Raw genomic sequence first — 20680 nt, 5'->3', positions numbered from 1 at the left:
GGTGAGCTGCGGAAACTGGTGTCCCCCCAGAGCGGGTGGGGCCCGGCGGATCACCGCCGGGCCCCACCACTGGTCGTGCTGTCGCCTCAGCGCACCACGTTGTAGGCGCTGACCATGCCGGCGCCGTAGAACGAGTTGCGTTCCCCGCCGGAGCAGGTGGCGTCGTACACGTTCGGACCGGTCGGGAAGAGCGGCACCGGGTTGTAGACCCCCTGCGGGCAGGACTTCGCCTCGGCCGTCCCCTGCAGGAACGAGCTGAGCTGGCCCGCCGTCATGCCCGGGTGGGCGGACAGGGCCAGCGCGGCCACGCCGGCGGCGTGCGGGCCGGACATCGAGGTGCCCTGCTTGTACCCCCACCCGTTGGTGCGGGTGGCGGTGTTGAAGGTGGTCGACAGGATGGCGTCGGTGATCGTCGACCGGGCACCTTCGGTGCGGAACCGGGTGTCGCCGCCCGGCGCCGTCACCTCGACCACGCCCTGGCCGTACGAGGAGTAGTAGCTCTTCTCCCCGGTCGGGCCGACCGCCGACACGGTCACCACGCCCGGCGCCTCGCCCGGCAGGACGAGGCAGGCGCTGGTGAGGTCCTCGCGGACCTCCGGCGTCCCGTTGTTCGGGCTGCCGGTGTCGGTGATCTTGTGCGCGAGGTCGTAGTTGGAGTTACCCGCGGACGCCACGTGCAGCACGCCCTTGCTCTGCGAGTAACGGATGGCCCGCTGCACGGCCTGCCACACCGGACGCTGCCGGGCGTCGTTGCGGCAGTTCAGCTCCCACGGGTCGATGTAGTAGCTGTTGTTCGTGACCCGCATGCCGTGCTCGGCCGCCCAGAGGAACCCGCAGACCGCGGCCTCCGGGAAGATGTAGCCGTCGTTGTTGACGACCTTGACGGCGGCCACCTTCACCCCCGGAGCGACCCCGGTCACCCCGACGCCGTTGACCGCGGCGGCGATGGTGCCGGCCACGTGGGTGCCGTGGTCGGAGGTGGTCGGGTTCCAGGCCGACTCGGTGGTGTCGACGACACCGCCGAGGCAGGACGCGCTCTTGTCCTTGGCGATCTGGCTGGCCAGGTCCGGGTGACTGCTGGAGATGCCGCTGTCCAGCACGCCCACCACCACGTCGGCGCTGCCGGCGTTGATCGCGTGGGCCTGCGGGACGCCGATCATCGGCATGTCCCACTGCTGACCGAAGAGCGGCTCCGTGGTCGGATCCGCGGCGGCGGTCACGGCGTCGGCCGCGGCCACCTCGACGGTCTCGCCCTCGTCGAGGGCGGTGCCCAGGCCGGCGGTGGACGCCACCGACTCGACGCCCGCGCCCGCCACGTCGGTGGCGAAGTCGGGGTTGGTCGAGCGGACGACGAGCACGCCGATCTGGTCGTAGCTGGCCACCACGGTGCCCTTGGCGGCAGCCACCCGGGCCGCCGCCTTGTCGGTCTTCGCGCCCTGCGGCGCGAGCACCAGGAACGTGGTGTCCGGGCCGGCGGCCGCCGCGGCGGGCGCGAGCCCGCCGGTGACGGCCAGACCGACGCCGAGCGTCAGGGCGGACGCGGCGGCCAGTGTCTTGCGACGGAGGTTCTTCACACAGACTCCCAGGGGCCGTTACCCGCCGGTTGACGCGCCCCGGGTGGAGCGCGGACCGGCGAGAGGCAGGCAGGATGCTTGCCTCTGTGCAACCAGCGCCGGAAGCCGTTGTGGCGTTACACACACCCGCTCAGGCGGACAAAAGGTGTCAGACGGTGGCGAGGGTGTGCGGGATCTCGTCGAGCAGCTCGCGGGCGAGGAACCCGATCCGGCCGAACCGGGGGACCAGCCGCTCCGGGGTGACCCGCGAGCCGCCCACCACCAGCACCGTGCCCCGGGCCTGCTTGCCGCCGGTCGGTACGGCAGCGCCCAGTCCCGCAGCAGCCGTGGGGTGATCACCGCGGCGTCAGACCGGTTCGGCATGGACCTCGTTCTCCCGGGTCGGCGGCGCGCCCTGCTGGCGCAGGTGGGCGACGTCGTTGAACACGTCGAGGGTCAGCCGGCCGTGCTCGTCGGCGGACCAGCCGGTGATCGAGCAGTTGGCGATGACCTGCCCCTGGGTCAGCCCCATCAGCTCCGCCTCGGTGAGCTGCTCGACCAGGTAGCGGGTGAGGAAGACCAGCGCGTCGTGGCCGAAGAGCAGCACCCGCCGGCCCGGGTGGTCGCGGCGCAGGTCGCCGAGGAGGGTACGCAGCCGCAGCGCCACGTCCGTCCAGGACTCGCCGCCCGGCGGCCGGTAGTAGAACTTGCCGAGCCGCGCCCGGCGGGCCGCCTCCTCCGGCAGCCGTTGGCGCACCCCGTGGCCGGTGAGCCCGTCGAGGATGCCCAGCTCCCGGTCGCGCAGCCGCTCGTCCTGGCTGACCGGGATGTCGGTGCCGGCCAGCGCCAGTTCGGCGGTGCGTACCGCGCGCAGGTACGGCGACACCACCGCCAGGTCGGGCCGGCGCGACGCGGGGAGCCCGGCCAGCCAGCGGCCGGTGGCCCGGGCCTGCTCCTCGCCGGTGGCCGAGAGCGGCACGTCGGCGTCCCGGTGGGTCCGGTCGATCAGCTCGGCGCCGGACCGCTCGGCCGCGCCCGCCGCCACGTTCGCCGTGCTCTCGCCGTGCCGGACGATCCAGAGCGCTGCCAGGTCCATGGGGCCACCCGTACCCGGGCGTGCTGGCGGCTAATCGCCGGTGCCGGCGGCCCGGCCGGTGGTCGGCTGGCCGCCGGTCGGCGTGGCGGCCGGGGCGTGGTCGCCCCGTTCGGTGCGATCTCCGGGACTGCTCATCGTCGGCCGGCGGCGGGCGTGAACCCGGCACGGCCGGGTAAACGCTGGCTCCACGATGACCGACAGGGGAGGTTGCGCCGTGGCGACCATGACCAAGGAACAGATGAGCCCGGTGAGGGACAAGAACTACGACCTCATCCACGCCTTGCAGATGTCGCTCGAGCACGTGTACCGGATGGAGACGTACATCGCGGACGCGGATGCCCGGGGCGACACGGAACTCGCCACCTGGTTCCGCAAGATCCAGGAGAACAACCGCAAGGCGGGCGACCAGGGCAAGCAGATGCTGGTGAGCCGCCTGCAGAAGGAAGGTCGCTGACACCGGACGGCGGCCGGGCCGGTCACCCCGGCCCGGCCTCGGCGTGCCCGGCCCGGTCCCGCGCGCTCAGCCGGCTTCCGCGTGCCCGGGCCAGGTTCCGCGTGCCCGACCCGCCGCCGTCATCCCGGCCGGGCCTCCGTGGCCCGGTCGCTCCCGCGCGTCCGGACCGCCCTGGTGACGGGCGCCCGGTCGCCGGCCCGCGCCGCCGCTGACCACACTCCGTGTCCGGGGCAGCGGCACGGCGTCCGCACCGTGCACAATGGCCGTCCCGGGCGGCGGCGCCGGGAGACGGAGGTGGGGTCGGCGATGACGGTCGTGCGTGGTCTGCGCGAGGCGCTGGTGCTGTTCGTGATCGCCCTGGTGGTGGTCGCGGCCGCGGCGGGCATCTGGGTCGCGGTCGCCGGCGGCGACTTCGTCACCCGCTTCGGCATCGCGCTCGTGGTCGTCGGCGCCCTGCTCGGGGTGACCGGCGACCTGACGCTGAGCCGGGTCGGCATGCTCGGCGCCCGGTCCACCTTCGGGCTCGCGCCCGAGCAGGAGACCGGCGGCGGTGGGCGGGTGCTCACCGGCGTCGGCGTCTTCCTCTTCGTCGGCCTGCCGCTGGTGGTCGTCGGCGTCATGCTCGTCGCCTGAGCCGAGCCGCGCTCGGCGCGCTGCCCCCGGGCCCGGCCGGTCGCCGCTACCGTGTGAGGCGTGGCGACGGCGGCCGAGGAGATCAAGGTGGGGGAGCGGGTCGTCCGCGTCTCCAGTCCGGACAAGCCCTACTTCCCCGAACTCGGGCTGACCAAGCTCGACGTGGTGCGCTACTACCTGGCCGTCGGCGACGGCATCCTGCGCGCGCTGCGGGACCGCCCCACCATGCTGGAGCGGTGGCCGCGCGGCGTCTTCCCGGGCGCGAAGATCGGCACCCGGCAGGACAACCGCGGTGACGCCTTCTATCAGAAGCGGCTGCCCGCGGGCGCGCCCGACTGGGTCCGCACCGCGCACATCACCTTCCCCAGTGGCCGGACGGCCGACGAGGTCGCGCCGAGCGAACTGGCGGTGGTGATCTGGGCGGCCAACCTCGGCACCCTCCGGTTCCACCCGTGGCCGGTCTCCGCCGCCGACGTGGAGCGCCCCGACCAGCTCCGGATCGACCTCGACCCGATGCCCGGGGTGGGCTTCGACCAGGTGGTGCCGGTGGCCCGCGAGGTGCGGGCGTTCCTCGACGAGCTGGGCCTGACCGGCTACCCGAAGACCACCGGCGGGCGGGGCCTGCACATCTACCTCTCCGTCGAGCCCCGGTGGAGCTTCGGCGACTGCCGGCGGGCGGTGCTCGCGCTGGGCCGCGAGATGCAACGCCGGCTGCCGGAGCTGGTCACCACCACCTGGTGGCGCGAGCAACGGGACCGCCCGGTCTTCGTCGACTACAACCAGATGTCCCGAGACCACACCATGGCCTCGGCGTACTCCATCCGGCCCACCCCTCGGGCGCTGGTCTCCGCGCCGCTGGACTGGTCGGAGCTGGACGACGCGCGGCCGGAGGACTTCGACGTGCCGTCGATGCCGGCCCGGTTCGCCGAGCGCGGCGACCCGCACGCCGGCCTGGACGAGCGGCGGTTCTCCCTGGAGCCGCTGCTGGAGCTGGCCGACCGGGAGGGCCTGGAGGCGCCGCCCGAACGCTGACGCCGGCTCACGCCCAGGGGCTGCGCTCGCCGTCGAACTCCTCGAAGACCAGCCAGGTGCGGGTGGACAGCACCCCGGCGATGCTCTGCACCCGGTTGAGCACCACGTCCCGCAGGGTGGCGTTGTCCGGCGCGCGGACCAGCGCCAGCACGTCGTGGTCGCCGCCGAGCAGCGCCGCGTGCTCGATGTAGCGCACCCGGGCCAGCTCCGCCGAGACCTCCCGCCAGGTGTTCTGCTCGATCTTCAGCGCGATGTACGCCGAGGTGCCCAGCCCGGCGGCCTCCGGCGCCACCCGCGCCCGGAAGCCGGTGACCACCCCGTCGCGCAGCAGCCGCTCCACCCGGGCGTAGGCGTTGGTGCGCGAGACGTGCACCCGCTCGGCCAGCGTGCGCACCGAGGTGCGCCCGTCCCGGACCAGCTCGTCCAGGATCCGGCGGTCCACCTCGTCGAGCGGGCGGGCCGATCGTCCCGTTCCGGCCGTCGAGTCCACCCCCGGCCCGGATTCCTGGCTCACCGTGACGCCTCCCACCTGCCATCTGTCCCGCAATTGCCGCGGATCTTGAGTCAATCATCCGACAGCAGGAGCATAGGCCCACCACACGTCCAGGAGGTCCCCGCCGTGACGACCACACCCCAGGCGGTCCGCAGGGCATCCACCCGCCGGTCGACCACCCCGCCCGACCCGGCCCGTGGGCTGCTGCCGGCCGCCGAGCCGGTACGCCTGCTCGACCCGGCCGGCACGCCGCTGCCCGCCCCCGCCGACTACCCCGAGCCGCCCGCCGAGGCGCTGGCCGAGCTGTACCGCCGGATGGTGATCGGCCGCCGGTTCGACGTCCAGGCCACCGCCCTGACCAAGCAGGGCCGGCTGGCCGTCTACCCGTCCTCCCGGGGCCAGGAGGCCTGCCAGGTCGGCGCGATGCTGGCGCTGCGCGACACCGACTGGGTCTTCCCGACCTACCGCGAGTCGATGGCGCTGGTCTCCCGCGGGCTCGACCCGGTCGAGGTGCTCACCCTGCTGCGCGGCGACTGGCACTGCGGGTACGACCCGGCCGCCCGGCGCACCGCGCCGCAGTGCACCCCGCTGGCCACCCAGTGCGTGCACGCCGCCGGGCTTGCCTACGGCGAGGCGTACCAGGGGCGGGACACCGTGGCACTGGCCTTCATCGGCGACGGCGCCACCAGCGAGGGCGACTTCCACGAGGGGATCAACTTCGCCGCCGTGTTCAAGGCGCCGGTGGTCTACTTCGTGCAGAACAACCGGTACGCGATCAGCGTCCCGCTGTCCCGGCAGACCGCCGCCCCGTCGCTGGCGTACAAGGGTGTCGGCTACGGCGTGGCCAGCGAGCAGGTCGACGGCAACGACCCGGTCGCCGTGCTCGCCGTGCTCACCCGCGCGGTGGCGCACGCCCGGGCCGGCAACGGGCCGTTCCTGGTGGAGGCGCACACCTACCGGATGGAGCCGCACACCAACGCCGACGACGCCACCCGTTACCGGGACGGCGCCGAGGTCGACGCCTGGCGGGACCGGGACCCGATCGCCCGGCTGGAGACCTACCTGCGCGAGCGCGGCGTCCTGGACGAGGCGGCCGTCGCGGCGGTCGCCGCCGAGGCCGAGGAGTACGCGGCCGACCTGCGGGCCCGGATGAACGCCCAGCCGACCGTCGACCCGCTGAGCCTGTTCGACCACGTCTACGCCGAGCCGACCCCGCAGTTGGTCGAGCAGCGGGAGCAGGTCCGCGCCGAACTGGCCGCGGCCGAGCAGGAGGGGGACGCCTGATGGCCACCACCATGGCGAAGGCGCTCAACGCGGCGCTCGCCGACGCGCTGGCCTCCGACGAGCGGGTGGTCGTCTTCGGCGAGGACGTCGGGCAGCTCGGCGGCGTTTTCCGGATCACCGACGGGCTGCTGGCCCGGTTCGGCGACAAGCGCTGTTTCGACACCCCGCTCGCCGAGGCCGGCATCGTCGGCTTCGCGGTCGGCCTGGCCATGTCCGGGCTGCGCCCGGTGGTCGAGATGCAGTTCGACGCGTTCGCCTACCCGGCGTTCGAGCAGATCGCCTCACACGTGGCGAAGCTGCGCAACCGGACCCGCGGCGCGCTCAGCGTGCCGATCGTCATCCGGGTGCCGTACGCCGGCGGGATCGGCGGGGTCGAGCACCACTGCGACTCCAGCGAGGCCTACTACGCGCACACCCCTGGCCTGAAGGTGGTCACCCCGGCCACCGTCGAGGACGCGTACTCGCTGCTGCGCGAGGCGATCGCCGACCCCGACCCGGTGGTCTTCATGGAGCCGAAGAAGCTCTACTTCTCCAGCGCCGAGGCGCAACTGCCGGCGCGTACCGAGCCGTTCGGCCGGGCGGTCGTGCGCCGGCCCGGCCGCGACGCCACCCTGGTGGCGTACGGGCCGGCGGTGCCGGTCGCGCTGGAGGCCGCCGAGGCCGCCCGCGAGGAGGGCTGGGACCTGGAGGTGGTGGACGTGCGCAGCATCGTGCCGTTCGACGACGCCACGGTCACCGCCTCGGTCCGCCGCACCGGGCGCTGCGTGGTGATCCAGGAGGCGCAGGGCTTCGCCGGGGTGGGCGCCGAGATCGCCGCCCGGGTGCAGGAGCGCTGCTTTCACGCCCTGCACGCGCCGGTGCTGCGGGTCAGCGGGCTGGACATCCCGTACCCGGCGCCGATGCTGGAGCACACCCACCTGCCCGGGGTGGACCGGGTGCTGGACGCGGTGGCCCGTCTGCAGTGGGACGACCAGCCGGACCCGCGCTGGCTCACGGAAGGCAGCGCGGCATGACCACCGTCGACGGGGCGCAGGTGTTCCTCCTGCCCGACCTGGGCGAGGGGCTGACCGAGGCGGAGATCGTCGAGTGGCGGGTCGCCGTCGGGGACATGGTCACCGTGGACCAGACAGTGGTCGAGGTGGAGACCGCCAAGGCCGTCGTCGACGTGCCCTGCCCGTACGCCGGCCGGGTGGTGGCCCTGCACGGCGCGGCGGGTGAGGTGCGCCCGGTCGGCCAGCCGCTGATCACCATCGCCCCGGCGGACGCCGACGGCGGCGAACCCGCCGGCCACGCCACCTACCGGGAGGAGGAGCGGGCCGGCTCCGGCAACGTCCTGATCGGCTACGGCACCGGCCACGGCGGGTCGGGCCGGCGGCGGCGTCGGCCCCGGCTCGCGGTCGCCCCGGAGCCCGTGGCCGCGCCGACCGCCCCGGCGTCGGAGACCGCGTCGGCCGCGCCGGCCCCCCTGGTCATCTCGCCGATCGTGCGCCGGCTGGCCCGCGAGCACGGCCTGGACCTGGCCGCGCTGCGCGGCACCGGCCCCGGCGGTGTGGTCCGCCGGGCCGACGTCGAGGCCGCCCTGGCGGCGGCGACGCCCGCCCGGCTGGCCGCGGTGCCGGACCGTCCGGAGCCGGCCGGCCCGCCGGCGGCGCACGTCGGGCTCGCCCCGGCCGGCGCAGGCGACGTGGTCATCCCGCTGACCGGCATCCGCAAGGCGATCGCCGACAAGCTGTCCCGCAGCCGCCGGGAGATCCCCGAGGTCACCATCTGGGTGGACGTGGACGCCACCGGGCTGGTGGAGACCCGGGCGGCGATCAACGCGGCGACCCCGGACGCGCCGGTGAGCATCCTGGCCCTGCTGGCCCGGATCTGCCTGGCCGGGCTGCGCCGCTACCCGCAGCTCAACGCCCGGGTGGACACCGAGGGGCAGCGGATCGTCCAGTCCGCCGGGGTGCACCTGGGCATCGCCGCGCAGACCGACCGGGGCCTGGTCGTACCCGTGGTCCGCGACGCGCAGCGGCTGACCACCGGTGAGCTGGCCGCCGAACTGGCGGCCACCACCGCCGCGGCGCGGGCCGGCACGCTGCCGCCGGCCCGGCTCACCGGCGGCACGTTCACCCTGAACAACTACGGGGTGTTCGGTGTCGACGGCTCCACCCCGATCATCAACCACCCGGAGGCGGCACTGCTCGGGGTGGGGCGGATCGTGGACAAGCCGTGGGTGGTCGACGGTCAGCTCGCGGTCCGCAAGGTGACACAGCTCAGCCTCACCTTCGACCACCGGGTCTGCGACGGCGGGGTGGCCGGCGGGTTCCTGCGGCACGTCGCCGACTGCGTCGAGCGGCCGACGCTGCTGATCGCCACCGTCTGACCGGCGCCGGCGGCCCCGGCCCACGCGGGCCGGAGCCGCCGGACGGGCCGTCCGGGCGGTGCCGGTGGGTGTCTCCCGGCGCCGGTGGGTGTTTCCCGGCGGACGGACCGGGAAAGCGGGCGGCCCAGTCGCCGAGGGGAGACGACGTGGCGCATCCGGGCATGACCGTGGCTTCCGGCATCCGGCCGCATCCGGTCGCCGGGGCGCCGCTGCTCTGCGACGCCCGCGAGCACGGTCTGACCGGCGACGGGGTGACCAACGACCAGCCCGCCCTCGCGGCCCTGGTCGACCTGCTCGGCGACGCGTACGAGGCGGACGGGCGGGCTCGGGTCATCCACTGCCCGCCCGGGGTCTACTCGATCCGCGACGCGGGCACCGTGTGGCGCAGCGGGGTGTCGCTGGTCGGCGCCGGGCCGGGGGCGACCCGGTTCGTGCTCAGCAACGCCGGCAACCGGGCAGAGTCGGTGCCGCTGGCCTTCCACACCGCGCAGCAGCACGGCGCCGGCCGGGACCGGCACCTGGCCAACTGCACCTTCGCCGACTTCGAGATCGACGGCTCGCAGGTGGCGTCGGCGGAGTACACCCCGCTGGCCAAGGGGCTCGGGTTGCAGTACGTGGTCCGCGGCGTGTTCCGCAACCTCTACATCCACCACACCGCGGCGACCGGGCTGGGCTGCGACTTCCTGCAGGACTGCGTGATCGACCGGGTGCTGGTGATGGGGTGCGGACGGCTGGACAACGGCACCGAGATGGGCGGCGCCGGGATCGGGGTCGGCATCGGCGGGTGGGGCAGCATCGAGCGGCTCGCCATCGTCAACTGCAGCGCGGTGGCCAACGCCACCAACGGCATCTTCCTGGAACTGCAGGAGGCCGGTGGGCTGCGTCCGCGGGGCATCAAGGTGATCGGCTGCCACACCCAGGGCAACCGCTTCGGCATCTCCGACTGGGGCGCCAACGGCCTCATCGTCACCGCCTGCACGATGACCGGCAACCTGGAGGCCGGCTTCCACGTCTCGGCGAAGGGCACCACGCACACCGCCGGGAGTGGCGGGATCCTCACCGACTGCGTGATCGACGGCAACCTGCGCGACGGGATCAGCATCGGCAACACCCCCGGGCCGTACACCATCCGGGGCAACCGGGTCAGCGGCAACGGCCGGCACGGCTACCACCAGCGCAGCCTCGGTGCGGCGGGGCAGGACGTGGCCGAGGAGATCGTCATCGAGAGCAACGACTTCTACGGCAACAGCGGCGACGCGATCCGCTTCGACCGGCCGATCCGGGACGCGATCGTGGTCGGCAACCGGATCCGCAACAACGGTCGGCAGGTGGCGCCGGCGATGACCGGGCACGGCGATTCGGTGCGGTACAGCGAGAAGTCCGTGGTGGACCGGACGGCGACCTGGCCGAACGACGGGCACCGGGGAAAGGTGGTGCGGGTCGGCCGGGCGGTCGCGGTGGTGGCGGCGAACGACGCCGAGACGCTGACCCTGGCGCCGATCCGGCCCGGCGCGTTCACCGCCTGGAGCGGGGACACCCCGAAACCGGGGACGCCGTACGAGCTGCCGTCCGCGCCGCCGGTGCGCGCCGGGATCACGGTCAACGCGGAGCTCACCGCGGCGACCGTGCGGAGCAACCGGATCTGGGACAACCGCGGCCCGGCCACCCAGACCCACGGAATCTGGATCACCGACCAGGGCTGCTGTGTGGACTGCCGGGTGGTGGACAACGACCTGGCCGGCAACCTCGACGCCGCCGTCCGCGCGGACACCCCGCCGGTCGGTGGCCGGTGGGAACGCAACTACGGCCACGACGACGAGGGGTGAGGCGGTCGGCGCCCCCGGCGGCCGGCGGCGGCCCGGTCACCCGGGGCGCCGCCGGCCCGGCCGTCAGGGTGCCGACGGGTTCAGCACCACCGTGGCGGTGCCGGTCTGCGGGGGTACGTCCGGCTCGGTCGGCGCGTCGGTGTACTCGGCGACGAAGACCGCTGACAGGTTGGGCGCGCCACTGTGCCCACCGTCGACGAAGGTGGCGATGCTGCCGGTGCAGCCCGAGGCGGTCGACAGTGGATGGCCGTGCTCGTCGTGCCCGAGGATGTAGGTGACCCGTACCCGCGAGCAGTCCACCGGCAGGTCGTCGGTGACCTTCACCTGGAACGTGACGGTCTGCCCGAACTCGAACGGCTGGCCGGCGACCGGGGTGACGAACTCGACGATCGGCGCCCGCGGCCCGATCAGCAGCGGCAGGGTGACGGCGGCGGACCGGCCGGTGCGGTCGGTGACCTTCAGCGTCGGCGAGTACGAACCGTTGGTCTGGTACGTCCAGCTCGGGTTCGGCTCGGTGGAGTCGACCGAGCCGTCGGCGTCGAAGTCCCAGGCGTAGCGCAGCGGATCACCGTCCGGGTCGACCGTACCGGCGCTGGAGAAGGTGACCGTCAGCGGCGCCTGCCCGGCGGTCGGGTCCGCGCTGATCTTCGGGATCGGGGTCCGGTTGCCCCGCACGAAGTCGATCCGGGACAGCTGGGCGTCCGGGTTCTCCGCGAAGTACCCGTCGCCGTACTCCAGCACGTAGAGCGCGCCGTCGGGGCCGAACTCAAGGTCCATCGGGTTGTCCACCACCAGCGAGGGCACCACCGGCCGGATGTCGGCGACCTCGCCGGCCCGGTCGAGGCGGAACTCCTTGATGTAGTCCCGGGTCCACTCGTAGAACAGCGGGACACCGTCGTAGTAGGCGGGCCACTTCACCCGGGAGGTGCTGCGCCCGTCGTAGTCGTACGCCGGGCCGGCCATCGGGCCGATCCCGCCGGTGCCGAGCTGCGGGAACTCGCCGGAGGCCGCGGACGGGTACCAGACCTGCGGCGCCTCGACCGGCGGCAGCCGGCGCTGACCGGTGTTGTGCGGCGAGTCGTTCACCGGCCGTCGGCAGTCGAAGTACCCGCCGGGCGTGCCGGTGGCGAAGTCGTAGTCGCGGTACGGCATGGTCGGCGTGACGCAGTACGGCCAGCCGTAGTTGGCGGCCTTGTCCACCAGCATCCAGCGGCCGTGCCCGGCCGGTCCCCGGTCCGGGTTCGCCGAACCGGCGTCGGGGGAGTAGTCGGCGAGGTAGACGTCGTCGGTGCGCCGGTCGACGGCGAACCGGAACGGGTTGCGCAGGCCCATCGCGTAGATCTCGGGCCGGGTCTTCGGGGTGCCCGGCCGGAACAGGTTGCCCGGTGGGACGCGGTAGCCGCCGCCCGGCCTGACCCGGATCCGCAGCAGCTTGCCGCGCAGGTCGTTGGTGTTCGCCGAGGTGCGCTGGGCGTCGAAGGCCGGGTTCCGGTCGGCGCGCTCGTCGATCGGGGTGTAGCCGTCGGAGAAGAACGGGTTGGTGTCGTCGCCGGTCGACAGGTACAGGTTGCCCTTGCTGTCGAAGTCGATCTGCCCGCCGACGTGGCAGCAGATGCCCCGGTCCGTGGGCACGTCGATGATCTTCTGCTCGGTACGCAGGTCGAGCGTCATCCCGTCCAGCTTGAACCGGGACAGCCGCAGCACCCCGCGGAACCGCTGCCAGTCCGCCTCGGTGCCGACCAGCGGCGCGTCCCCCTCGTTGACGTCCGGGGTCGCCGGGTCGTCGACCGGCGTGTTCCCCGGCGGGGAGTAGTACAGGTAGACCCACTTGTTGCGGGCGAAGTCGGGGTCGATGGCGATGCCCTGCAGGCCCTCCTCGTCGTGCTCGTACACGGGCACGTCGGCGGCGAGCGTGTTCAGCCCGGTCCGCGGGTCGTGGATGCGGACCTCGCCGGTCCGGGAGGTGTGCAGCACCCGCAGGTCGGGCAGGACGGCGAGGCTCATCGGCTCGCCCGGGTAGTCGTTGAGTGTGACCTTCTGGAAGCTGCTGTCCGGTGGTGGGGCGGCGGGCGCGGCGCTGACCGGCGCGGCCGGCGCGGTGAGACCGGCGGCCACCAGCACCAGGGCGGGCAGGAGTGCGGCTCTTCTCATCTGGGCGTTCCCCCGAGGTCGTGGCTCAGTAGCGGAGTGAGGCGAGGTAGGCGTAGCCGACCCGGGCGGTGTCGAGGGCGTCGGCGGGGGCGCGCGGCGGGGTGCCCGCGTCGTCGCGCTCCACGATGTACTCCTCGATCCCGGCCTCCCGGGCGTACCCGAAGATCCGGCCGAAGTCGATCAGGCCGTCGCCGAGGTCGGCGAAGCTGGCGTTGTGGTCCATGTCCTTGACGTGCACCTGGTGGATCCGGCCGCGGTGCGCGCGGATCACGTCGACCGGGTCCCGGGCACCGCGCCAGGTCCAGAACAGGTCGAGTTCGAAGTGGACCAGCCGGGGGTCGGTCTCGGCGGCGAGGACCTCGAACCCGGTCCGTCCGTCGGTCAGCGGCACGAACTCCAGCTGGTGGTTGTGGTAGCCGAACCGCAGCCCGGCCCGCTCGGCCATCCGCCCGGCGCGGTTCAGGTCCCGGGCCAGCGCCCGGTAGCGCTGCGGGTCCCGGATCGGCCGGCCCTCGGCGTCCAGCCCGAACCAGGGGTGGACCAGGTACCGGCAGCCCACGGTGTTGGTGTCGGCGAGCACCTGCTCCCACGCGTCCGGGTCGAACGGCTGTGGAATGCCGACGTGCCCGGAGGTGGCCCGCAGCCCGGCATCGTCCAGCGCGGCCCGGAACTCGGCGGCCGTCCGGCCGACGTAGCCGGCGTGCTCGACCCGGCGGTAGCCGATCCGCCGCAGCGCGGCGAGCGTGCCGGGCAGGTCGGCGGCGAGCTGGTCGCGCAGCGTGTACAGCTGGATGCTGATCCGGTCGGCGGGGACCCGGCGGCCGCGCGCCGGGCCGGAGTGGGCCGCGGCGGGCGCACCGAGCAGCCCGGCGGCCCCGACCGCGGCGGCCGAGACGGTGGCGGCGCGGAGCACGCCGCGGCGGCTGACCGGCTCCGGGCCGGACGCCGGTGGTCGGGAGGTGAGTTCGTCCATGGTGCTGGTCCTTCCTGCCGGGCGTTGCGGGCCCGGCCGCTCGGGCCGACCGGCCGTCCGCCGGGCATGCCGGACCGGCCGGGCGTGGGCCCGGCGAAACGGTCGCGGTCAGGACGCGGCGGCGCCGCCCGTCGGGCGGGGCGGATCGCCCGGAAGGCGGGGCAACGGATCGACCAATGGACAACTTTGTATCTGATTGGTCACCGTACCCTTATCGATGAGCGAAGGCAAAGCTCTGCCGGGACTGACGAAACTTCTGCTCGCCCCGACAAAAGCGGGCGCTGGATCCCTGCCGGCCGGCCGCACTCCGACGGGCCGCGTGGGTTGCGCGCGGTCCGTAGTGGCCGGCATCCGGGTCCTTCCCACTCCCGCCGCCGCGTCGTCGGCGGCAGCCGGCCTGCCGCGGCGAGGCCCGCTGCGACAGGCCGGGCGGTCGGTGCAGATCGGGCAGACCCGACCGCGGTGGCGAAGTGGGCGGCAGATATCCCCGCAGGGGACAGCCCGGCCATGGACGGTCTAACGGGTGGATCTGGCGCGGGAACCGGCTCTCCGCCCAGTTGCCGGTTATCGAGCACACGCCGGAAAATAGGGCCGCAAATTTGCTTTTCCGAATCCGTCGAAATTGCGCGGCCGACGGCGACCGACGGCGAGAATGTGACGGAAGGAAGTCCGTAAACGGGGGGACGCATCATGGAGTTGAGGCGGCGATTGACGCTGCTGGCGGTGAGCATCGCGGCCACACCGTTGGTCCTGGGTGGATGCACCGCCGACCGCAAGGGCGCCGAGCCGGCCAAGGGCCGGTCGGCCCCGCCGGAGGTGAGCCTGACACCCGCCGACCGGGCCCGGGACGTCCCGATCAGTGCCGAGGTGGGCACCGCCGTCAAGGGCGGCCGGGTCACCGCGGTGCGGATCACCGACGACAAGGGCAAGGAGGTCACGGCGGAACCGCGGGAGGACGGCTCGGGCTGGGTGCCGAGCGAGCCGTTGCAGCCGAAGCGGACCTACACCGCCGAGGTGACCGCCACCGGCGACTCGGGCGCCACCACCACCCGGAAGACCACCTTCACCACCATGCCGAAATCGTCGAAACCGGCGATCACCAGCACGTTGTATTTCGCCGGTAATCGGACGTACGGCACGGCGATGCCGGTAACCGTCGCGTTCGACCCGCCCATTCCGAAAGAGGCCAGGGCGGATGTGCAGCGGCGCCTGTTCGTGAAGACGAATCCGCCGCAGCCGGGCGCCTGGTCCTGGGTGTCCGACGGTAGCCAGGTCTACTACCGGGCGCCCGATTTCTGGCGGCCGGGCACGACGATCAGTGTCCGGGCGGGGCTGGAGGGTCTGCCGATCGGCAAGGACCACGTCGGCGACGAGGACCGCCGGGCCACCTCGAAGATCGGCCGACAGGTGTCGCTGGAGATCGACAACGCCACCAAGCAGATGTCGGTGGTGCGCGACGGCAAGGTCGTCCGCAAGATCCCGGTCAGCATGGGCAAGCCGAGCACACCGACGTCCAGCGGCAAGATGGTGATCATGGAGAAGCACGAGTTCACCACGTTCGACACCCGGGGTTCGGCCGACCCCTACGTGGTCGACGTCGAGGACGCGCAGCGGCTCACCTGGGGCGGCGAGTTCATCCACGCCGCGCCGTGGTCGGTGGGGGACCAGGGCAACACCAACGTCTCGCACGGCTGCACCAACGTGTCGAACGAGGCAGCGGACTTTTTGATGCGGGTCACCCAGGTCGGTGACCTGGTCACCATCAAGGGCACCGAGGTCGAGTTGACCGAGGGCAACGGCTGGACGGCGTGGAACGTCGGCTGGGACGAGTTCGTCAAGGGCAGCGCACTGCCCGTACCGGCCGGGCTGCGGCCCGCGCCGAGTCAGGTGCCGCACCCGGGTGCGGTGGCCGGCGGCTCGCCGGCACCGGTGCCGTCGGTCACCGGCGGCTGATCCAGGGGTACGCCGACCGGCCCGCCAGCGTGGCGGGCCGGTCGCGCCGTTCCCGCCGCACCGATCGGCGCGCCGGGGAGCGGCTCAGGCCAGCGGAACCCGGGCCACCCCGGTCGCGGTGAGGCTGCCCAGCCAGAGTTGGTCGCCGTGCTGCCGGACGCCGGTGATCATGTGGTACCCGCCGCGCGGACCGTGCAGCGTACGCAGCACCCGCCCCGCGCCGTCGACCAGCGCGACCAGGCCGTAGCGCAACGGCTTCGGCTGCACCGCCGCCGGCAGCACCGCGACCAGCTGGCGCAGCCGCGGGTGGGGCAGCAGCCGCTCCATCGCCGCCAGCCGAGGGCTGGGCAGGGCGATCCAGTACGTCCCGTCGCCGACCCCGGTCAGGTTGTCCGGGTACGCCGGCAGGTCGGCCAGCACGGTGACCTCGGCGTCCGGCAGGGTGAGCCGGACCAGCCGGTGGGTGGCGGTCTCCACCAGCATCAGCGCCGACTCGTCCGGGGTCAGCGCGATCCCGTTGGGGAAGTACAGCCCGTCCCGGACCACCTCGGTGCGCCCGGTGCCCGGGTGGTAGGCCAGCACCCGACCGTTGGGCCGGTGCTCCAGCAGGTCCCGCTTCCAGTGCGAGACCGGGAAGCGGTACGACGAGTCGGTGAAGTAGACGGTGCCGTCGCGGGCGACGGCGGCGTTGTCGGCCAGGTGCGGACGCGCCCCGGCCCCGGTCAGCTCCCGCACCGCCCCGTCCGGGGTCACCCGCAGCAGCCCCCGGTACGCGTCGCAGATCACCAGGCTGCCGTCGCGCGGGTCCAGCTCGACACCGAGCGGCCGGCCGCCGGTCTCGGCGAGCAGCCGGGGGCGGGTGCCCGGCTGCGCGTCGACCGGCCACCACCAGATCCGGCCGTCCTCGGCGCCGCTGACCACCCGCCCGGCCGGGTCGACCAGCACGTCCTCCGGGCCGGTGGCGCCGTCGGGCAGGGGCAGCAGCTCGGTGGCGTCGAGCCGGGTGTCGGTCGGGGCCCACGGCCCGTCCAGCGGCGGCGGCACGGTGGCCGGCTCGCGGACGGGACGGATCAGCCAGGGCGCGCGCGGGCGGGGGACGGCCATCCGGCCATTCTCGTCCGCCGATGCCGTCCGCGCCGCCCCCGACCGGCCGGCAAGCTCATCCCTGAGGGGGATCCCGACAGCCTCGGGGTCGAACCCTGGGCGTACCCGGATTCGGCCCGCGGCAGGTCGGAACTGTCGGTGGTGCCGGCTAAATTCGACGGCATGGGACAACGCGACGACCGCCTCCACGTGCAGATCAGCGCGGCTGATCACATGGTGGAGATGCGGGTGACCGGCGAGGTCGACATCGCCACCGTCGGCGCGTTGCGGTCCGCCCTCTGGGCCGCCCCGGCCCGATCGGTGCTGCGGCTCGATCTCTCCGGCGTACGGGTGCTCTCGGCCGCCGGGGTGCGCGCGCTGGTCGCCGCACACCTGCGCATCCGGGCCCGGGGCGGCGAGCTGGTGCTGGTCGGCCCCGACCCGACGGTCCACCGGGTGCTGCGCGCCACCGGCCTGCACCGGGTCATCCCGATCGTCGACCCGTGCCCCGACCGCGAGCTGGTGGCCTGCTGAACGCCAACGCGGCCGGGCCGACGACGGGGGTCGCCGGCCCGGCCGCGCTGGTTCGGCCGGTCAGCGCCGGTCAGCGGACGCCGAGCAGGTCGACGACGAAGACGAGGGTCTCGCCCGGCTTGATGACGCCGCCGGCGCCCCGGTCGCCGTAGCCCAGGTGCGGCGGGATGGTCAACCGCCGCCGGCCGCCGACCCGCATGCCGACCACGCCCTGGTCCCAGCCGGCGATGACCCGCCCGCCGCCGAGCGGGAACTCGAACGCCTCACCGCGGTTCCACGACGCGTCGAACTCGCGGCCGGTGGAGTGCGCCACCCCCACGTAGTGGACGTTGGCCAGCTGACCCGGCTGCGCCTCCGGGCCCTCGCCGACGGTGATGTCCTCGATCACGAGGTCGGCCGGCGGCGCGCCCTCGATCGGACCCACCTCGGGTTTGCCCGGGCGGGCGCCTGCTGCCTGGTTCATTCGCGAGTCTCCTGCCGTACTGGTCGTGATGTCCGGTCACCGCCGATCCTGCCGGATAGCGGCCCGCCGATGCCCGGCGGACCCGCCGGCAGCGCGGGCAGGACGCCGGCGGCGGGCGCACGGGTCGGCGGGCGTCACCGGTGGTGACGCCCGCCGAGGGGAGGGTTCGGGGTCGGCTATCGGAGCCAGCCGTACCGCTGGACGATCGGGAGCTTGGCCCACATCCGACCAAGGCCCCAGGTGTCGCCGGCGTTGACCAGGGCGAGCACCGCGAGCACCGCGGCGTAGATGAGGTGGTCGTCCATGAACGGGTTGTTCTCGGGGGGCAGTACGGCCGTCCACATCATGACCAGGAGCAGGCCGCCCGCCGCGGCCGCGACGCGCACCCCGATGCCGAGGATGAGCGCGGTGCCGATGGCGGCCAGACCGATCATGAAGAGCCAGTCGGCCCAGGCCGCGCCGGCGATGCTCTGGTAGAAGTCCTGGAACGGGCCGGTGGCGCCGAAGCTGAGGAAGCCCTTGGTCGGGCTGCCCCCGTCGAGCCAGGCGTTCTTCGCCTCGGTGGCCAGGCCGAGGCCGAACAGCTTGTCCAGGAAGGCCCAGAGGAAGACCCAGCCCAGCGCCAGCCGGAGTCCGGCGAGCAGGTAGCGGGTGGCCCGCTCCCGGCGGGTCTCGGTCACCGGAGCGGTGGTCTCGGCGGTGGTCCGCTTGATCGTCGCGGTCATTGTCTCCACGTCCCTTCCGTGCTTCGCACCGCGCTTCCCGGTGGCATCTCCATTGGACGCCCCGTCCCGGGCGCCGGGTCAGGGCCGACCGGGCCCGAACCGACCGGGACTTTGGACCCCGGGCGCACCGGTCCGGTCGGCCGGTCGGCACCGGTCGCGCGACCCTGACCCGGCCCCGGCGGCGGCCGTAGCGTCGCAGGTGACAGCGGAGGAGGTCGTGATGAGGACATGGCAGGTGGGCGACGTGATGACCCGGGACGTCGCGACGGTGGACGAGGAAACCCCGTACCGGGCGATCGTCGACGTGCTGGTCCGGCGCGGCATCAGCGCCGTGCCGGTGGTGGACCGCTTCCGCCGGGTGCTCGGCGTGGTGTCCGCGGCGGATCTGCTGCACAAGATCGAACGCGCCGGGCACCCGGACGAGCGGCGGGTCTTCGCCGGCCGGCGCCGGCGCAGCGCGCGGGAGAAGGCCGACGCCCTGCTCGCTCGGGACCTGATGACCGCGCCACCGGTGACCACGTACCCGGGCGCCAGCCTGCCCGCCGCCGCCCGGTTGATGGACCGCGAGCAGGTCAAGCGGCTGCCGGTGCTGGACGACCTGGGCCGGCTGGCCGGCATCGTCACCCGGGGCGACCTGCTGCGGGTGCACCTGCGCACCGACGCCGAGATCCGTGAGGACGTCGTCCAGGAGGTGCTGCGTCGGGTGCTCGCGATCCGGGACGGCCTGGTCACCGTGCGGGTCCGTGACGGCGAGGTGACCCTGGACGGCCGGCTCGACCGGCGTACCGCCGTCGAGCTGGCCGGGCGGCTGGCCGGCCAGGTCAGCGGCGTGGTGCGGGTGACGAACACGATCGCGTACGACGTGGACGACCACGCCCTGGTCGAGGTGGACGGCCAGGTCACCCCCGTGGCCTGACCGCGTACCCCACGGGCCCCGCCCCCGCCGGGCGGGGCCCGCGGACTTCGCCGGACCACCGTCGGACGTCCGGACGCTCGCCTAGGCTCGGTACGACGCGTCTCCGGTGCCGCCGCCGCGCGTCACGCGTGCACAGAGCCGCCGGCACGGATGCGGAGGGCGCCGGGTGGACGAGGCGACGTTCACGGCACCGCTGTGGGCCTGGGCGGCGGTCGCCGGCGTGCTCGCCGCGATGCTCGCGGTGGACATGTTCTCCCACCGCGGCGACCACGTCATCGAGCTGCGCGAGGCGCTGGCCTGGAGCGCGGTCTGGATCACCGCCGGGCTCGCCTTCGGCCTGCTGGTCTGGCTCTGGCGCGGCGGCGAGCCGGCGCTGGCCTACTACTCCGGCTACCTGTTGGAGAAGGCGCTGTCGGTGGACAACGTCTTCGTCTTCGCGCTGCTCTTCGGCTACTTCCGGGTGCCACCCGGCTACCAGCACAAGGCGCTGTTCTGGGGCGTGATCGGGGCGCTCGGCTTCCGGCTGGTCTTCATCTTCGCCGGCGCGGAACTGCTGCACCGGCTGGCCTGGGTCGGGTTCATCCTGGGCGCCTTCCTGATCTGGACCGGCTGGCGGCTCGCGGTGCGCGGCGAGCCGGACGTCGACCCGGACCACAACCTCGCGGTGCGCGTCTTCCGCCGGCTGGTGCCGACCGAGGCCAGCTTCCACGGCAACCGGTTCTTCGTGCGGGTACGCGGCCGTCGGCACGCCACCCTGCTGCTGGTGGCGCTGGTCGCCATCGAGGCCACCGATGTGATCTTCGCGATCGACTCGGTGGCGGCGATCCTGGCCATCACCACCAACACCTTCGTGGTCTGGACGGCCACCGCCTTCGCGGTGCTCGGTCTGCGCAGCCTCTACTTCTGCCTGGCCGGCCTGCTGCGTCACTTCGGCTGCCTGCGGTACGGGCTGGCCGTGCTGCTGGCCTTCGCCGGGCTGAAGCTGCTGCTGTCCGAGACCCCGGTCGGGAAGCTGCCGGTCTGGATCACCCTGGCAGTGGTGGTGCTGACCCTCTCGGTCGCCATCGGCTGGAGCATCGTCGCCGCCCGGCGTGAGCGCCGCACGGCGGGCGGCTGAGGGTCGACGTCAGCGGGAGGCTG

Annotated in this window: 19 protein-coding genes; 11 read left to right on the top strand and 8 right to left on the bottom strand. The window is 73.7% G+C overall.

Features of this window, described 5'->3' with window-relative positions; all coding sequences use genetic code 11:
* Positions 1–86 precede the first annotated feature (86 nt).
* Positions 87–1574, bottom strand: coding sequence for a S8 family serine peptidase (locus FHX32_RS28060; protein WP_167189793.1), 1488 nt, complete (start codon positions 1572–1574; stop codon positions 87–89).
* Positions 1575–1920: 346 nt separating this feature from the next.
* On the bottom strand, positions 1921–2649 hold the full coding sequence (locus tag FHX32_RS28050; RefSeq protein ID WP_167189790.1) for a histidine phosphatase family protein: 729 nt from the start codon (positions 2647–2649) through the stop codon (positions 1921–1923).
* Positions 2650–2872: 223 nt separating this feature from the next.
* Between FHX32_RS28050 and FHX32_RS28045 the strand changes: the two genes are divergently transcribed.
* From FHX32_RS28045 to FHX32_RS28035, 3 genes are all read left to right on the top strand, one after another.
* A complete protein-coding gene (locus FHX32_RS28045; protein ID WP_167189788.1) occupies positions 2873–3103 on the top strand; it encodes a hypothetical protein in 231 nt (76 codons plus the stop codon).
* Between the two features lie 306 nt (positions 3104–3409).
* Entirely contained in the window at positions 3410–3736 is a 327-nt protein-coding gene (locus tag FHX32_RS28040) for a hypothetical protein (protein WP_167189784.1), read from the top strand.
* Between the two features lie 60 nt (positions 3737–3796).
* Positions 3797–4768: a non-homologous end-joining DNA ligase LigD gene (locus tag FHX32_RS28035; protein ID WP_167189781.1), complete on the top strand. Its 972-nt coding sequence runs from the start codon at positions 3797–3799 to the stop codon at positions 4766–4768.
* A 7-nt stretch (positions 4769–4775) separates the two neighbouring features.
* Here the strand turns inward: FHX32_RS28035 and FHX32_RS28030 are convergent, their stop codons facing one another.
* A complete protein-coding gene (locus FHX32_RS28030) occupies positions 4776–5282 on the bottom strand; it encodes an Lrp/AsnC family transcriptional regulator (protein WP_167189778.1) in 507 nt (168 codons plus the stop codon).
* A gap of 72 nt (positions 5283–5354) precedes the next feature.
* Between FHX32_RS28030 and pdhA the strand changes: the two genes are divergently transcribed.
* From pdhA to FHX32_RS28010, 4 genes are all read left to right on the top strand, one after another.
* Positions 5355–6545, top strand: a complete 1191-nt coding sequence (pdhA, locus tag FHX32_RS28025; protein ID WP_486481416.1) for a pyruvate dehydrogenase (acetyl-transferring) E1 component subunit alpha — start codon at positions 5355–5357, stop codon at positions 6543–6545.
* Positions 6542–7558 (top strand): alpha-ketoacid dehydrogenase subunit beta, encoded by a 1017-nt coding sequence (locus FHX32_RS28020; protein ID WP_208419546.1) that lies wholly within the window; start codon positions 6542–6544, stop codon positions 7556–7558. Before pdhA ends, FHX32_RS28020 begins: the two co-directional genes overlap by 4 nt.
* A complete protein-coding gene (locus FHX32_RS28015; RefSeq protein WP_167189769.1) occupies positions 7555–8916 on the top strand; it encodes a dihydrolipoamide acetyltransferase family protein in 1362 nt (453 codons plus the stop codon). The genes FHX32_RS28020 and FHX32_RS28015 overlap by 4 nt, the downstream gene beginning before the upstream one ends.
* Positions 8917–9062: 146 nt before the next feature.
* Positions 9063–10742, top strand: coding sequence for a right-handed parallel beta-helix repeat-containing protein (locus FHX32_RS28010; protein ID WP_486481370.1), 1680 nt, complete (start codon positions 9063–9065; stop codon positions 10740–10742).
* A gap of 63 nt (positions 10743–10805) precedes the next feature.
* Here the strand turns inward: FHX32_RS28010 and FHX32_RS28005 are convergent, their stop codons facing one another.
* Entirely contained in the window at positions 10806–12893 is a 2088-nt protein-coding gene (locus FHX32_RS28005) for a PQQ-dependent sugar dehydrogenase (protein ID WP_167189762.1), read from the bottom strand.
* A 25-nt stretch (positions 12894–12918) separates the two neighbouring features.
* Entirely contained in the window at positions 12919–13866 is a 948-nt protein-coding gene (locus tag FHX32_RS28000) for a sugar phosphate isomerase/epimerase family protein (RefSeq protein ID WP_167189759.1), read from the bottom strand.
* A gap of 690 nt (positions 13867–14556) precedes the next feature.
* Here FHX32_RS28000 and FHX32_RS27995 point away from each other — a divergent pair.
* Positions 14557–15819: an Ig-like domain-containing protein gene (locus FHX32_RS27995; protein ID WP_167189756.1), complete on the top strand. Its 1263-nt coding sequence runs from the start codon at positions 14557–14559 to the stop codon at positions 15817–15819.
* Between the two features lie 84 nt (positions 15820–15903).
* Here the strand turns inward: FHX32_RS27995 and FHX32_RS27990 are convergent, their stop codons facing one another.
* Positions 15904–16923, bottom strand: a complete 1020-nt coding sequence (locus FHX32_RS27990; protein WP_167189753.1) for an SMP-30/gluconolactonase/LRE family protein — start codon at positions 16921–16923, stop codon at positions 15904–15906.
* A gap of 162 nt (positions 16924–17085) precedes the next feature.
* Between FHX32_RS27990 and FHX32_RS27985 the strand changes: the two genes are divergently transcribed.
* On the top strand, positions 17086–17436 hold the full coding sequence (locus FHX32_RS27985; RefSeq protein ID WP_167189750.1) for an STAS domain-containing protein: 351 nt from the start codon (positions 17086–17088) through the stop codon (positions 17434–17436).
* 70 nt (positions 17437–17506) lie between these two features.
* Here FHX32_RS27985 and FHX32_RS27980 read toward each other — a convergent pair whose 3' ends face one another.
* Positions 17507–17899: an FKBP-type peptidyl-prolyl cis-trans isomerase gene (locus FHX32_RS27980; RefSeq protein ID WP_167189746.1), complete on the bottom strand. Its 393-nt coding sequence runs from the start codon at positions 17897–17899 to the stop codon at positions 17507–17509.
* Between the two features lie 176 nt (positions 17900–18075).
* A complete protein-coding gene (locus FHX32_RS27975; RefSeq protein ID WP_486481369.1) occupies positions 18076–18633 on the bottom strand; it encodes a hypothetical protein in 558 nt (185 codons plus the stop codon).
* 211 nt (positions 18634–18844) lie between these two features.
* Here FHX32_RS27975 and FHX32_RS27970 point away from each other — a divergent pair, with 211 nt between their 5' ends.
* Entirely contained in the window at positions 18845–19540 is a 696-nt protein-coding gene (locus tag FHX32_RS27970) for a CBS domain-containing protein (protein WP_167189740.1), read from the top strand.
* A 166-nt stretch (positions 19541–19706) separates the two neighbouring features.
* A complete protein-coding gene (locus FHX32_RS27965; protein ID WP_167189737.1) occupies positions 19707–20657 on the top strand; it encodes a TerC family protein in 951 nt (316 codons plus the stop codon).
* Positions 20658–20680: the final 23 nt, after the last annotated feature.

Source organism: Micromonospora sp. CNZ280 (assembly GCF_011759515.1).
The sequence above is the reverse complement of the archived record's forward strand: the minus strand, read 5'-3'. Positions and strand labels throughout refer to the sequence as shown.